The following is a 12,212-nucleotide window of genomic DNA, read 5'->3' on the forward strand; positions in this document are numbered from 1 at the left end:
TAGATGAGTCCGATGGAAGGAGCAGTCGAACTGCCGGCCAGGCGAGCCAGCCTGGCAGTGACCCGAACCGAGACCTACCGAATCGGTCCTATTCGACGTACCGGTACTTCCGCTCGCCCATGCGACCCCAGCCGTCGAAGACGAACTCCTCGCTGGGCGTCGTGAACTCCTCGACGTCGACGTCCATGTCGTGGTTGTGGGCGTCGTGGATCTCCTCGTAGTCCTCCCAGCTGAGTTCGTACCGTTCGGCGAGCTGCTCGTCGACGTTCAGCGCCTCGATTTCTTCCTTCCAGCCGTCGCGGACCGTCTCGGCGTGGATCTCCGCCTGGGCGCCGCTGCCGTAGGAGCCGACCAGCAGCCGTTCGCCGGTCAGTTCGCGGTCGTTCTCGAGGGCGTGTTTGAGCGTGCTCGCGCGAGCGACGTGGACGGAGCCGGTGTACCAGTTGCCGACCTCGCGGGAGATCGTCAGCGACGGATCGATGGCCGCGTCGTACCACTCGGCGTATTGGTCGGTGTCTTTGAGCGCGTCCATGTATTCCCGGAGCGCGTCGCGGAACTCCTCGTCGGAGTCGAACGCTTCGGGCCGGGGCTGGCGCCCGATCTCCTCGGCGAGTTCGTCCTCGATGCCCGTGTCGCGGATGATGTGGCGGTAGGCCAGCAGGGCGGCCTTCCGGACCATGCCCGGGAAGGGAGTGTGGAAGGGGGCGTAGACGAAGTCGTCCTCGTGGACCTCGCCGGCGACGCTCTCGAAGTCCTCTAGGGCTTCGCGCATCCGCGCGAGGTAAACCTGGACGGAGCGCTTGCCGTCGACGGAGGGGAACTGCTGGTTGGGCTTGAGGAAGTCGGTCTCGTCGGCCGAGCCGTAACCCTGCTCGGTCGAGAGTTCGACCAGATCCGGGTCCTCGCTGATGAGCATCGCGACGGCGCCGGCGCCCTGGGTCGCTTCGCCGTCGTCGCCGCGGGCGTACAGCGCCGTGTCGGTCGCGATGACCAGCGCCGATCGGCCGCGGTTGCGGCCCGCGCGGATCCAGTTACAGGCGTCGTCTAAGCTCTGGGTACCCGCGATACAGGCGAACTTCCGTTCGCCCTTGTTGGCGTGGTGGAAGTTGCCGTCGTAGACCTGTTCGAGACAGCCAGCGACGTACGTCGAAACCGGCTTCGAATTATCGAACGCGCTCTCGGTCGCGACGTCGATCCGGCCGATATCGTCGGGTTCGAGCCCTTTGCGCTCCATCAGCCGGTGGGCAGCGTTGGCGCCCATCGTGACGATGTCTTCGTAACTGTCCGGGAAGGAGCTGACGTTGAGGCCGAGCCCTTTCGTGTACTTCTCGGGGTCTTCGCCCTTCTGCGGGGCGAACGTCCCGGGAAGGTCGAGCTTGAGGTTCCCGGTCCAGATCTCGACGGCGTCGATACCGACTGCAGTCATACGTCGTCAATACAGGTGATAGTACAAGGTATTGTCGTTCGTTGTATCGACGATCGTCGAATAAGTCGCCGATTTATCGTTCTCGTCGTCCGATTGCCCGTGACCGATGCGAAGCGCCGATTAACGGTCGATTCGAGGCGGAAAATAACGTACGATCCGGGTACAGGTCAGTTCGAAATCGCGAGCGATCGACGACTCGCGTCCCCGAACACACGCGGCGTACGGGTCGGGCGCGATCTCACACTCACTAGATCGAGTGCCGAAAAGACGGCCGTCCGCGACGAACGTCTCTATTACTCGTCCTCCTCGACGACCTCCGGGTCGCTCATCGCGCTCTGGAGGCTGTCGAGGCCGTTAATCCACTCGGTGACCAGGCCGTACTCGAGGTCCTCGGCGACGGTCATGTCGAGGTCCTCGTCGTCGATGACGAGCGTCCCCGCCTGAGCGGCGTAGCCGAGCGCGGCGTCTAAGTCCTCCTCGGCCTCGGCGTCAGCCGCGGCGCCGAGATAGTCGCCGACGCTTCCGTCCTCGGCCGGGCCGTTGGCGATGTACTCCTCGGCGGCGAAGAAGACGCAGACGAGACTCGTCTGAACGCCGTCGACGAGGATCAGCTTCTCCTCGTCCTCGATGTCGACCTCGCCGAGGACGATCTCGCGAACGTCTTCGATCTCGGCGAGCGCGTCCTCCTGATCGAGTTCCCCGTCGTCGTAGGCCGAGACGATCTTGGCGACCGCGATGGCCGTGTCGTCCTGCAGGTTGAGCAGCAGCCGCGCCGATGACTCGTCCTCCGGATCGATGTCTTCGTCCTTGATTCGACCGATCCAGTTCTGCCAGCGTTCCTCCGAGTAGAACTCGGTCGGGGGATTGCTCATACAGACACCTACACCGGCCGCTTGAAATGCCTTTCTCTACACTAGCCGAATCTAGTGACTGTCTAGTTCGACTGAAAGAGCCGTAACAGCCTCTCAAGCGCCCGTCTTCGCTCTCGTCCGCGCTCGTCGGTCGTCGTGGATCGGGCGGGGGCGACGGGCACCGAGCGAGGCGACCGACCCCGCTACTCGTCCGGCTCGAGCGTCGCTTCCGTGTCGATGTCGTACACTCGCTTCGGCGTCTCGACGTGGGCGTTCCGGACCGCCTCGTCGTGGCCGTTCTCGAGCAGCCAGCGGACTCGCCGGGGGACCGTCTTCGGACCGAGCACCGCTCCCGGCCGATCGGGGTCGTCGATGTAGTCGGTCTCCATCAAGAACGGCTCGCCGCGCTCGGCGGCGGTCTCCAAGCGGTCCTTCTCGCTCATCACGCTCGGCGTCGGCCCCGCCAGGCGGCCGCTCGCGTAGTGTTTGACGACCTTGTGGGCCGGCATGCCGGCCTCTTCGGCCCAGTCGGCTACCTCGGTCAGGTCCTCGCTGGCCTCGGTGTGCAGTTGGACGGCGCAGTCGAGGGCGGCCCCGTGCTCGAACGCGCGACGCATGACCGCGTTCGAGGCCGCCCAGACGTCGTCGTCGACCTCGTAGTGCGGGCGGCCGGACTTCAGCGCCAGGGCCTCGCCCGATTCGACGTACTCCGCCGCTACGTCGATCCCCGCCTGCATGAGGTCGCGGGCCTCCGCCGGCGTGAACCCGCGGTCGTCGACCAGGCGCGAGATCAATCCGGGGTGGACGCCGAGGACGGGCCAGGCCCGGCCCTCGAGTTCGGCCGAGGCCTCGGCGACGATTTCGATGGTGCGCTCGAAGACCGCGCGGAAATCCTCGCCGGTCTCGGCCTCGACGCCGAGGTGCCAGGAGGGTTTGTTCACCACGAGCAGGTGGGTCCCGCCGACGCGGGCGAAGTCTTTGACGGCGTCGATGCCTCGATTATTATCCGGATCGAGGTGGAGGTGGTCGTCCAGCACCGGCCGATCGTCGATCATAGCCGTATGTGAGTGGGCCGCGCTCGAAAACTCACCGACTTCGAAGCGAGCGTGTGGCCCGTTCGACGGGTCCGGCCGGTTCGATCGCTCGCCGAGACGCGCTCGCAGGACGGAATCGATGGGTAAATGATAGACTTCGTGCGTATAGGATGAAGGACCGATAGCGACCGACGAGAAATACGATTCCAATACTGTCAGAAATGGTTATTATGACGGATACAGTTAGCACAATGTGGGAATATGAGTGAGATAATATGAGTGATACTGGGGACGGACCGACCGACCAGTTCGTACAGCCCGGCAGCGGGGACCCGGACATCGAGTTCTACGGCGGCCGCGGGATGAGCGCGATCCCGATCGCGTTTTTCATCCTGTGGGCCATCGTCCAGACCGCCCTCTGGCGGATCGGGGACACCGGCGGGCTCATCGTCGGGATTCTGGTCGGCCTCATTCTGGGGATGTTCTTCGTTCGGGGGAACTGGCAGACCTACGCCAACACGATCTTCGAGGGGATGACCCAACCAGTCGCGGTGACGGCGATCGTCGCCTGGATCTGGGCCGGCATGTTCGCCCAGTTGCTCCAGGACGGCGGCTTCGTCGGCGGCCTGGTCTGGCTGGCCGACGCCGCGGGCGTCGGGGCGGCGCTGTTCCCGGCGATCACGTTCGTCCTGGCCGCCGTCTTCACGACGGGGATCGGGACGGGCTACGGCGCGAGCATCGCCTTCGTCGGCCTGTTCTTCCCGGCCGGCGTGTTGCTCGGCGCCAACCCCGTCTTGCTGTTCGGTGCGATCCTTTCGGGGGCGATCTTCGGCGACAACCTGGCGCCCGTCAGTGACACCACGATCGTCAGCGCGGTCACTCAGGACGCCGACATCGGTGGCGTCGTCGCCTCGCGGTTCAAGTACGTCATCATCGCTGCGATCATCGCCTTCGTCGGCTACGTCGCCGCCGGCCAGGCGATGCCCGGCCTCGAACTCAGCGCCGAGGCCCAGGAAGTCCTCCTCGAGGAGAGTGAGGCAATCGGCCTGATCCACCTCGTCTCGATGCTCGCCGTGATCGGCGCGGCGGTCGCCGGCCGGCACATCGTCGAGGCGATCTCGTGGGGGATCGTCCTCGCGATCGCCTTCAACCTCGTCTTCGGACTGACGGGGCTCGGCGACATCGTCATGTTCAACGCGCCCCCGGACGCGCCGCTGTCGCAGCCGCTCGAGTCCCTGCCGATCCTCACGATCGTCGAGGATCCCGACGCGATCGGCGTCACCGGGAGCCTGATGACCGGCGTCTCGGGCTTTCTGGAGTTGTCGATCCTCGTCCTGCTGATCATCGGTGCGGCTCAGATCATGATCCGCGGCGGCGCGTTCGACGTGTTGCTCGAGTGGTCCGTCGAGAACCTGGCGACGAACGTCCGCAACGCCGAACTCACGATGGTGGGCACCGCGGCGCTGATCAACGCGATCATCACGATCAACACGGCCGCCGAGGTCGCGATCGGCCCGTACATCTCGAAGATCGGCGAGCGGTTCAACCTGAACGGCTACCGCCGGGCGAACATCCTGGACGGACAGACGGCCGCTATGGGCTACATCTTCCCGTGGTCGGGCGGCGTCCTCGCCGGCTACTCGGCGATGCAGGAGTTACCGGGATCGTACGACTGGTTCGACACAGGAATGCTCGTCACGCCGATCGACGTCGTCCCGTTCGTCTTCCAGGGATGGCTCCTGGTGGCGGTGTTCGTCATCGCGGCGCTGACCGGCTTCGGCCGCGAGTACGTGATCGACCGCGAGAGTGAGGAGGTGGCACGCGTATGAGCTTCCTAGAGAAGTACCTCAAAGGCTGGCAATTCCGGGCGAACCGTCCCTCCCTCGACGAGGGGAGCGAAATCGACGTCTTCGTCGCCGAGACCAACGGTTCGACGGGCCGGGCGTACGTCGGCGACACGGAACTGCTCATCGACGGCGCCGGCCCCGAGACCGTCGAGATGCAGGTCCGAGTCCGCGTGACTCGATTCGACGAGACCACGGCGACCGGCGAAGGCGACCTCGTCGAGATCATCGGCGAGAGCTCCTACAGCGGGTAGCCTCTCCGTTTTCGTCTCTCAAACCGACGCGGAGTGACGTACTGCGGCCTCGCTTTCGCTCGGCTGCGCGATCGACCGACCAGGCCGCGGTACGGCTTCCGGTCGGTCCGTCCGTCGAGGAGTCGCTGTCGCACTAGCAGTTGTACACGACTCGGATCGTACACGCACGCTCGCGACCGGGACTTCGGTCCCTGAATTCCATACTTCGGGCTCCGGACGCTCAGTCACCGAGCGTGATCGCCTCGTCGGCCGCGTTCCGCAGCGCGTCGGAGCGGCCGTGCGAGCCAGGCGCGATCGCGATCGTCTCCGCGCCGACGGTGCCCGCGTACTCGAGGACCGGCTTGAAGTCCGTGTCCCGCGAGGCGACCGCGAGCCGGTCGATGGTGCCGTCGCCGGTCAGGGCGGTCGCGTCGACGGCGAGTTTCACGTCGACGTCGCCGCTGGTGACGATCACTTCGAACCCCCGGGCCTCGGCGGCCTGGATGAGGCCGGGCGTCGCGTGTTCGTCGAGATAGAGTCGAATGACCCCGACGCGGCCGAGGTCTCTGGCGGCGTCGCGGAGGTCGTCGAGGTCGACGTCGAACTCGTCGCGGAAGACGTTCGGCCCGTCGACGAACAGCCCCACGGACGGCTCGGCGGAGGACTGCGAATCGCCGCCGCCGAGCGCGGCGAATCGGGCGCGAACGCGGTCGAACATACCCGGACTTTCCCCGGCCGCGAGATAGATGTGACGAAACGCGACCGCGGCGGTCGGCCGGTCGTCCCGACGCGAGTCGAACGCTGCGGCCCGAGGTGACACGCTTCCGACCACAACCCCGCGTACGTTTCTCCCCGACCAATCGGCGGCCGTAATCGGCGGCCTTCATATGTTCAGTAGCTATCCCCCGACCAGATTGTCTTCTGACATCGAGAGACGCGTATCTTCGGAAATAAACGACGGATAGTTCGATAAGCGTTTACTAATTTCAGACTTTGGTGACTGTCGTCCTATGACGCAGAACGGTCCCCCCGAGGAGCCGGATTCCACGGCCGACCCCGACGCCGACCGCACGTACGACCGCCGATCAGTCCTGACCGGTGCCGGTTCGATCGCCGTCGGCGGCCTGGTCGGGTCGACCGGCGTCGCGAGCGCGACGCCTGGCCGCGATCCGGGCCCGAAGAAAGACGAGATCATCGTCGGCATCTCCGCGGCGGTCGCCGGCGCGGACGTAGCCCGGGAGGCGCGCGACGCCGTCCCCGGCCAGGCCGACGTCGTCCACGCGAACGAGACGATCCGCTATGCCGTCGTCGAGTTCCCGTCGGATGCGCCGGACCACGCCCGCGAGCAGTTCATCGAGGCCATCACGAGTTCGCCCGCCGTCGAGTACGCCGAGCCGAACGTCACGGTCCAGTCGCTGCTCGACCCGGACGACCCCTACTACGACTACCAGCACGCGCCCCAGCAGATCGGCTGCGAAACCGCCTGGGAGACCACCCGCGGCAGTGAGGACGTCGTCGTCGCCGTCGTCGACCAGGGGATCCAGTACGACCACCCCGCGCTGGCGGGCGTCGTCGACGACCGGATCGGCGCGGACTTCGTCGACGGTGACGGCGACCCGTACCCGGCGAGCGACGAGACCCACGGCACCCACGTCGGCGGCATCGCCGCCGGCGGCACCGACGACGGTACCGGGCACGCCGGTATCAGCGACTGCTCGCTGCTCTCGGTCCGCGCGCTCGACGGCAGCGGCCAGGGCTCGCTCTCGGACATCGCCGACGCGATCCAGTGGGCCGCCGACGAGGGCGTCGACGTCGTCAACCTCTCGCTGGGCGTCGACGGCTCCTACCGGACGCTGACGGCGGCCTGCGAGTACGCGGCCGACCGGGGCGTCCTGCTCGTCGGCGCGGCCGGCAACGACGGGGCCGATCGCGTCTACTCGCCCGCCGCCGAGGACACCGTCGTCGCCGTCTCGGCGCTCGAAGACGACGACTCACTCGCTTCCTTCTCCAACACCGGGCCCGAGATCGAACTTGCCGCGCCCGGGACTCGCCTGGTCTCGAGCGTGACCGGAAACGGCTACGCTCGGATGTCGGGCACGTCGATGGCGGCCCCGGTGGTCGCCGGCGTCGCCGGCCTGGCGCTGTCGGCCCACCCGGAGCTCTCGCGGTCGGAACTGCGGAAGCACCTCCGGGCGACCGCGGTCGACGTCGGGCTCGGCGACGACGAACAGGGGCACGGCCGGGTCGACGCGGCCGCCGCGGTGACGACGGCTCCGTTCTCCGACAGAGAGACCGGGAGTGACGGCGACGAGACGAACGAGGGTGCGACCGGCGAGTGCGGCGATGAGACGGTCACCGCGAGCGCCAGCGGCGCGCTCGACGGTAGCGGGTGGTGGGGCGAGACCGCCCGGTACGGCTACTCCCTGCGGACGAGCGATCCCTGTTCGGCGACGATCGCGATCGACGGGCCCTCCGGGGCGGACTTCGATCTCTACGTGACCACCGACGGTCGCTCGCCGAGTCGGTGGATCCACGACGAGTCGGCGACCGGGTCGGGCGCGAGCGAATCGATCACCGTCCCGCTCGACGGCGACGAGGAGTTCGGCATCGAGGTCCACGCAACCGGCGGCAGCGGCGAGTACACGCTGCGAATCGAGGAGCGCGGTCGATAGCCGCCGCCTGGAGCGAGACCCCCGGCGCGCGGCGACCCCGTCGCCGGCAGCAGCGATCGGCGTCGCCGTCTCGGCTCGCCAGGCGGGCAGCGTCGCGTGCGGCCGACGAAAAGACATTACTACCCCGCGGATGACGATTGGAGTATGCCGCTTCAGACGCCGCCGTTACGTGGGATACACGACGAGCGCGGGGCGAAGTTCACGGAGTTTGGCGGCTGGGACATGCCCGTCGAGTTCGATTCGATCCAGACGGAGCACGCGGCCGTTCGAGAGGACGTCGGCATCTTCGACGTCTCGCACATGGGTCAGATTCACGTCACCGGCCCGGACGCGACGGAGTTGATGCAACGGCTAACGACGAACGACGTCTCCCGTCTCGGGGTCGGCGATTCGCAGTACGCCGCCATCACAGACGAGGAGGGACTCATCCTCGACGACACCGTCGTGTATCGACTGCCCGCCGAAGGCGAACATCCGACGTACCTGTTTATCCCCAACGCCGGGACCGACGAGGAGACCCACGAGCGGTGGATCAGCTACCGCAACGAGTGGGACCTCGAGGCGACCGTCGACAACCGGACCGACGAGTACGCGATGTTCGCCGTCCAGGGACCGAACGCGGCCGCGCTCGTCGCCGAGGTCACCGAGGACTCGGTCGACGAACTCGATCGGTTCGAGGCCACCTACGCGACGATCGGCGACGTCGACTGCTGGACGGCCCGAACGGGCTACACCGGCGAGGACGGCTTCGAACTGATCGTCCCCTGGGCGGCCGCCGAGGAGATCTGGGCGGCGTTCGACTGCCAGCCCTGCGGGCTCGGCGCCCGCGACACGCTCCGCATCGAGGCCGGCCTCCTGCTGGCCGGTCAGGACTTCGATCCGGAGTCGAACCCGCGCACGCCCTACGAGGCCGGGATCGGCTTCACCGTCGCGCTCGACACCGAATTCGTGGGCCGGGACGCCTTAGCGAAAGTCGAGGAGGCCGGCGTCGAGGAGCAACTCGCCGGCTTCCAGCTAATCGACCGCGGCGTCCCCAGACACGGCTACGACATCACGAACCCCGAGGGCCGGGTGATCGGCACCGTCACCAGCGGCACGATGAGCCCGACCCTCGAGAAGCCGATCGGGCTGGGCTACGTCCCGGTCGAGTACGCCGAGCCGGGGACGACACTGCAGGTGGTCGTCCGCGGCCGGTCGAAGAAAGCGAGAGTCGAAACCACACCCTTCATCGACACCGTATAACGATACCCGTACACACCATGAGCTTCGACGTTCCCGACGACAGACGGTATCTGGAATCGCACGAGTGGGCACTCGAGACTGACGACGTCGTCCGCGTCGGTATCACCAACTTTGCGCAGGACGAACTCGGCGACGTGGTCTTCGTCGAACTCCCCGACGAGGGCGACACCCTCGATCAGGAGGGCGAGCTCGGCGTCGTCGAATCGATCAAGGCCGTCTCCGACCTTTACGCGCCGGTCAGCGGTGAGGTTACCGCGGTCAACGAGGCGCTGTTCGACTCCCCCGAACTCGTCAACGACGACCCCTTCGGCGAGGGGTGGATGCTCGAGATCGAGCCTGACGACATGGACGAACTCGACGAGCTACTCACTGCCGACGAGTACGAGGACCAGATCGCCTGATCGGCATCCCTTTTCGACGACGAGAGGACGTCCGCGTAGCCGTAGCAGCGCACCGGGACGGCTCCACGGGTCGATCCGTCGAATCGAGAATCCACCGCCGAACTACTCGAGCGAGACCAGGCGATCGAGCATCTCGTCTAACGGGGCGTCGGTCACGGCCAGCGAGTAGCCGTCGATCCGGGCCAGGTCGGCCGCGTGGTCCCAGAGGGAGTCCTCGTCGATCCCGTGGAGGATGACGGCGTTGGGCGTCGGGTTGACGACCCGCAGCGCCACGAGCGGGGATTCGCCCCGCGTAACCCCCGTGAACACGAGCACGCGGTTCGTGCTCTGGCCGTAGAGGCGGAAGAACTCCTCGCTCGAGAGGCGGGTGATCGCTTCGATGCTGTCGATGACCGTGTGGCCGCTGATGCGGTCGGTGCCGCCGGCGGCCACCTCGGTCGCGCCCAGTTCGGCGTAGAGCCGCGAGAGCGGGATCGAGGTGGCGTACTCCCGTAAATCGTGGACGACGTCGCTCTCGAAGCCGGCCGAGAGGACGCGCCCGTACTGCCGGATGCGCTCGCCGCCGCGGCGCTCGTCGATCGCGAGCAGTCCGTCGACGAGCCTGGCCACGACGGCGATGCCGGGGCTTTCCCGGCGACCGCTCTCGTAGTCGGAGATGACCGACGAGGAGACGTCCAGTTCGGCCGCGAGATCGGTCTGCGAGACGTCGAAGTCGGTGCGCCACTTCCGCAGGGTCGCACCGGGATCGTCGCTCAGCGTGATCTCTCCGGCGATCTTCTCCGCGAGCTCCCGTTTCGGTCCGCGCCCGCCCATATACCCGTGGGTCGTCCGGTCGGCTCAAGTAGCTACCGGAGACGATCCGCGGCCTTCGCTTCGCGCATCGAGAAGCACCCCAACAGTAAATAGTCGGACCATGTCGTACGTTATCATGCCTTCGGTCGCCGTCCACATCGCCCTCGCCGGCCTGGTCGGGACAGCACTCCTCGGCGATCGGTTCACGCCGAAAGCGATTCTACTCGTCATGATTCTGACTGCGGCCCTCGACGCGGACACCCTGATCGGGCTGTTCGTCCCCGGCGCACACCGCACGCTCTTGCACAACGTTTGGCTCGTCGCCGTTCTGGCCGCGGCGCTGGTCTGGGACGGCCGGTACCGCGACCGGTCGGTCGTCCGCGAACGCTGGGGCGCTGGCGGCTATCGGATTGCGTGGGTCGCACTCGCCGCGATGCTGTTCGTCCACATCCTGCTGGACGCCTTCTACAACGGTGCGAACCTGTTCTGGCCCCTTCAGGACCGGTTTTACGATCTCTCCGGGGAGCTACTGCTCACCGATCAGCGCGGCGTCGTCCAGACGTTCATTGAACTCGACGGCGGCAGCGCCGGGGTCGTCGAATCGATTTCGCGGGGCACGACCGACGACGTCCACTACGCGACCGGCTTCAACCCGACGCGAGAGAAGTCCGCCTCGAACGTCGAGCGCGTGTTTCCGGTCGCGGGTAACGGCGAGCGGCTGGTACTCGTCGTCACGGGGTTCGCAACGGTGCTGGTCCGAACGGTCGAGCACTACCGGATCAGGTGACCGACCGGCTGTCGAATGGCCGACCGGCGGGTCGTTATTCGACCGCCCCCTCGTCTCCGTCCCCGTCCACGCCCTCGTCTTCGTCCCCCTCGGCCACCGGCGGCTCGGTCGTCTCCACGTTCGCTCGGAGCCACTCGACGGCTTCCTCGACCGTCTCCGGATCGGTACTCGAGACGCGAAGCCGGCCAGGCCGGTTCTCGCTGCGCGGGTAGCTCCCGACCGAGACGTCGAACCGCTCGGAGACGGCCTCGAGGGCCTCGTGGAGCGCGCCCTCCGGGGCCGGCGTGTAGAGCGTGCGGGCGACCGAATCGCCCTGGAACTCCTCGGACACCGCTTCGAACATCGCTTTCATCTCGTCGGGAATCCCCGCGAAGACGTAGACGTTCTCGGCGATACAGCCCGGTGCCCACCCCTCGTCGGTGACGATGGGCGTCGCCCCCGCGGGGATCGACGCCGCGGCGTCGACGTCGAGTTGCAGGTCGTAGTCCTCGACCAGATCCGGATTCTCGTCGCGGAACGCGGCCGCCTTCTCGACCAGGCGCTCGCGGATCTCGCCGTGGACGACGTACTCGCGGTCGAGACCGTCGGCGACGGCTTCGACGGTCACGTCGTCGGGCGTGCCGCCGATGCCGCCGGTGACGACGACGGCGTCGAAGTCGTCGCTCCAGCGGGCGACGTAGTCCGCGATGAGGGCGCGGTCGTCGGGGATCGTCAGAATGCACTCGACCGTGCTCCCGCGCTCGGTCATTCGTTCGGCCAGCCACGACGCGTTGGTGTTGGTCGTCGACCCGGCGAGTATTTCGTCGCCGACGGTGACGATCGCGACGTTCATAGCGGGTAGTGGGGGTCCCGGACAGTTATCGTCTCCGCACGACGCTGCGGTTCGCTCGGCGATACTCGATCAATAGCTCGACGACGCGACTCGAGACG

At 66.9% G+C, this 12,212-nt stretch carries 12 protein-coding genes; 6 read left to right on the forward strand and 6 right to left on the reverse strand.

Features of this window, described 5'->3' with window-relative positions; genetic code table 11:
• Positions 1–88 precede the first annotated feature (88 nt).
• The 3 genes from hmgB to BMY29_RS03540 form a co-directional block, all read right to left on the reverse strand.
• Positions 89–1,426: a hydroxymethylglutaryl-CoA synthase gene (gene hmgB / locus BMY29_RS03530; RefSeq protein WP_049989252.1), complete on the reverse strand. Its 1,338-nt coding sequence runs from the start codon at positions 1,424–1,426 to the stop codon at positions 89–91.
• A 293-nt stretch (positions 1,427–1,719) separates the two neighbouring features.
• Complete coding sequence (locus tag BMY29_RS03535; RefSeq protein ID WP_049989253.1) at positions 1,720–2,298, reverse strand: DUF2150 family protein; 579 nt, start codon at positions 2,296–2,298, stop codon at positions 1,720–1,722.
• A gap of 182 nt (positions 2,299–2,480) precedes the next feature.
• A complete protein-coding gene (locus BMY29_RS03540) occupies positions 2,481–3,332 on the reverse strand; it encodes a TatD family hydrolase (protein WP_049989254.1) in 852 nt (283 codons plus the stop codon).
• A 254-nt stretch (positions 3,333–3,586) separates the two neighbouring features.
• Here BMY29_RS03540 and BMY29_RS03545 point away from each other — a divergent pair, with 254 nt between their 5' ends.
• Together BMY29_RS03545 and BMY29_RS03550 are read left to right on the forward strand one after the other, a co-directional pair.
• Positions 3,587–5,140 carry a Na+/H+ antiporter NhaC family protein gene (locus BMY29_RS03545; RefSeq protein ID WP_049989255.1) on the forward strand — a complete coding sequence of 518 codons (1,554 nt, stop codon included), beginning with the start codon at positions 3,587–3,589 and terminating at the stop codon, positions 5,138–5,140.
• Positions 5,137–5,409 (forward strand): DUF7513 family protein, encoded by a 273-nt coding sequence (locus tag BMY29_RS03550; protein WP_049989256.1) that lies wholly within the window; start codon positions 5,137–5,139, stop codon positions 5,407–5,409. The genes BMY29_RS03545 and BMY29_RS03550 overlap by 4 nt, the downstream gene beginning before the upstream one ends.
• Before the next feature lie 220 nt (positions 5,410–5,629).
• On the opposite strand, the gene BMY29_RS03555 is transcribed toward BMY29_RS03550, so the two are convergent.
• Positions 5,630–6,106, reverse strand: coding sequence for an NYN domain-containing protein (locus BMY29_RS03555; RefSeq protein WP_049989339.1), 477 nt, complete (start codon positions 6,104–6,106; stop codon positions 5,630–5,632).
• Positions 6,107–6,398: 292 nt separating this feature from the next.
• Between BMY29_RS03555 and BMY29_RS03560 the strand changes: the two genes are divergently transcribed.
• From BMY29_RS03560 to gcvH, 3 genes are all read left to right on the forward strand, one after another.
• Entirely contained in the window at positions 6,399–8,060 is a 1,662-nt protein-coding gene (locus BMY29_RS03560) for a S8 family serine peptidase (protein WP_049989257.1), read from the forward strand.
• Between the two features lie 144 nt (positions 8,061–8,204).
• Positions 8,205–9,302: a glycine cleavage system aminomethyltransferase GcvT gene (gcvT, locus tag BMY29_RS03565; protein WP_049989258.1), complete on the forward strand. Its 1,098-nt coding sequence runs from the start codon at positions 8,205–8,207 to the stop codon at positions 9,300–9,302.
• A gap of 17 nt (positions 9,303–9,319) precedes the next feature.
• Positions 9,320–9,703, forward strand: a complete 384-nt coding sequence (gene gcvH / locus BMY29_RS03570) for a glycine cleavage system protein GcvH (protein WP_049989259.1) — start codon at positions 9,320–9,322, stop codon at positions 9,701–9,703.
• Between the two features lie 102 nt (positions 9,704–9,805).
• Here the strand turns inward: gcvH and BMY29_RS03575 are convergent, their stop codons facing one another.
• Positions 9,806–10,516, reverse strand: coding sequence for a helix-turn-helix domain-containing protein (locus tag BMY29_RS03575; RefSeq protein ID WP_049989260.1), 711 nt, complete (start codon positions 10,514–10,516; stop codon positions 9,806–9,808).
• Positions 10,517–10,631: 115 nt separating this feature from the next.
• Between BMY29_RS03575 and BMY29_RS03580 the strand changes: the two genes are divergently transcribed.
• Complete coding sequence (locus BMY29_RS03580) at positions 10,632–11,282, forward strand: metal-dependent hydrolase (protein ID WP_049989340.1); 651 nt, start codon at positions 10,632–10,634, stop codon at positions 11,280–11,282.
• Between the two features lie 34 nt (positions 11,283–11,316).
• On the opposite strand, the gene BMY29_RS03585 is transcribed toward BMY29_RS03580, so the two are convergent.
• Positions 11,317–12,114 carry a competence/damage-inducible protein A gene (locus BMY29_RS03585; RefSeq protein ID WP_049989261.1) on the reverse strand — a complete coding sequence of 266 codons (798 nt, stop codon included), beginning with the start codon at positions 12,112–12,114 and terminating at the stop codon, positions 11,317–11,319.
• Positions 12,115–12,212 lie beyond the last annotated feature (98 nt).

The organism is Natrinema salifodinae (assembly GCF_900110455.1).
GTDB lineage: Archaea > Halobacteriota > Halobacteria > Halobacteriales > Natrialbaceae > Natrinema > Natrinema salifodinae.

What these genes read in the sequence shown, in the direction of transcription:
- BMY29_RS03555 (WP_049989339.1), bottom strand. Translation starts at nt 6,106, where the DNA reads ATGTTCGACCGCGTTCGCGCCCGATTCGCCGCGCTCGGCGGCGGCGAT.
- hmgB (WP_049989252.1), bottom strand. Translation starts at nt 1,426, where the DNA reads ATGACTGCAGTCGGTATCGACGCCGTCGAGATCTGGACCGGGAACCTC.
- BMY29_RS03560 (WP_049989257.1), top strand. Translation starts at nt 6,399, where the DNA reads ATGACGCAGAACGGTCCCCCCGAGGAGCCGGATTCCACGGCCGACCCC.
- BMY29_RS03535 (WP_049989253.1), bottom strand. Translation starts at nt 2,298, where the DNA reads ATGAGCAATCCCCCGACCGAGTTCTACTCGGAGGAACGCTGGCAGAAC.
- BMY29_RS03550 (WP_049989256.1), top strand. Translation starts at nt 5,137, where the DNA reads ATGAGCTTCCTAGAGAAGTACCTCAAAGGCTGGCAATTCCGGGCGAAC.
- BMY29_RS03545 (WP_049989255.1), top strand. Translation starts at nt 3,587, where the DNA reads ATGAGTGATACTGGGGACGGACCGACCGACCAGTTCGTACAGCCCGGC.
- BMY29_RS03575 (WP_049989260.1), bottom strand. Translation starts at nt 10,516, where the DNA reads ATGGGCGGGCGCGGACCGAAACGGGAGCTCGCGGAGAAGATCGCCGGA.
- BMY29_RS03540 (WP_049989254.1), bottom strand. Translation starts at nt 3,332, where the DNA reads ATGATCGACGATCGGCCGGTGCTGGACGACCACCTCCACCTCGATCCG.
- gcvH (WP_049989259.1), top strand. Translation starts at nt 9,320, where the DNA reads ATGAGCTTCGACGTTCCCGACGACAGACGGTATCTGGAATCGCACGAG.
- BMY29_RS03585 (WP_049989261.1), bottom strand. Translation starts at nt 12,114, where the DNA reads ATGAACGTCGCGATCGTCACCGTCGGCGACGAAATACTCGCCGGGTCG.
- gcvT (WP_049989258.1), top strand. Translation starts at nt 8,205, where the DNA reads ATGCCGCTTCAGACGCCGCCGTTACGTGGGATACACGACGAGCGCGGG.
- BMY29_RS03580 (WP_049989340.1), top strand. Translation starts at nt 10,632, where the DNA reads ATGCCTTCGGTCGCCGTCCACATCGCCCTCGCCGGCCTGGTCGGGACA.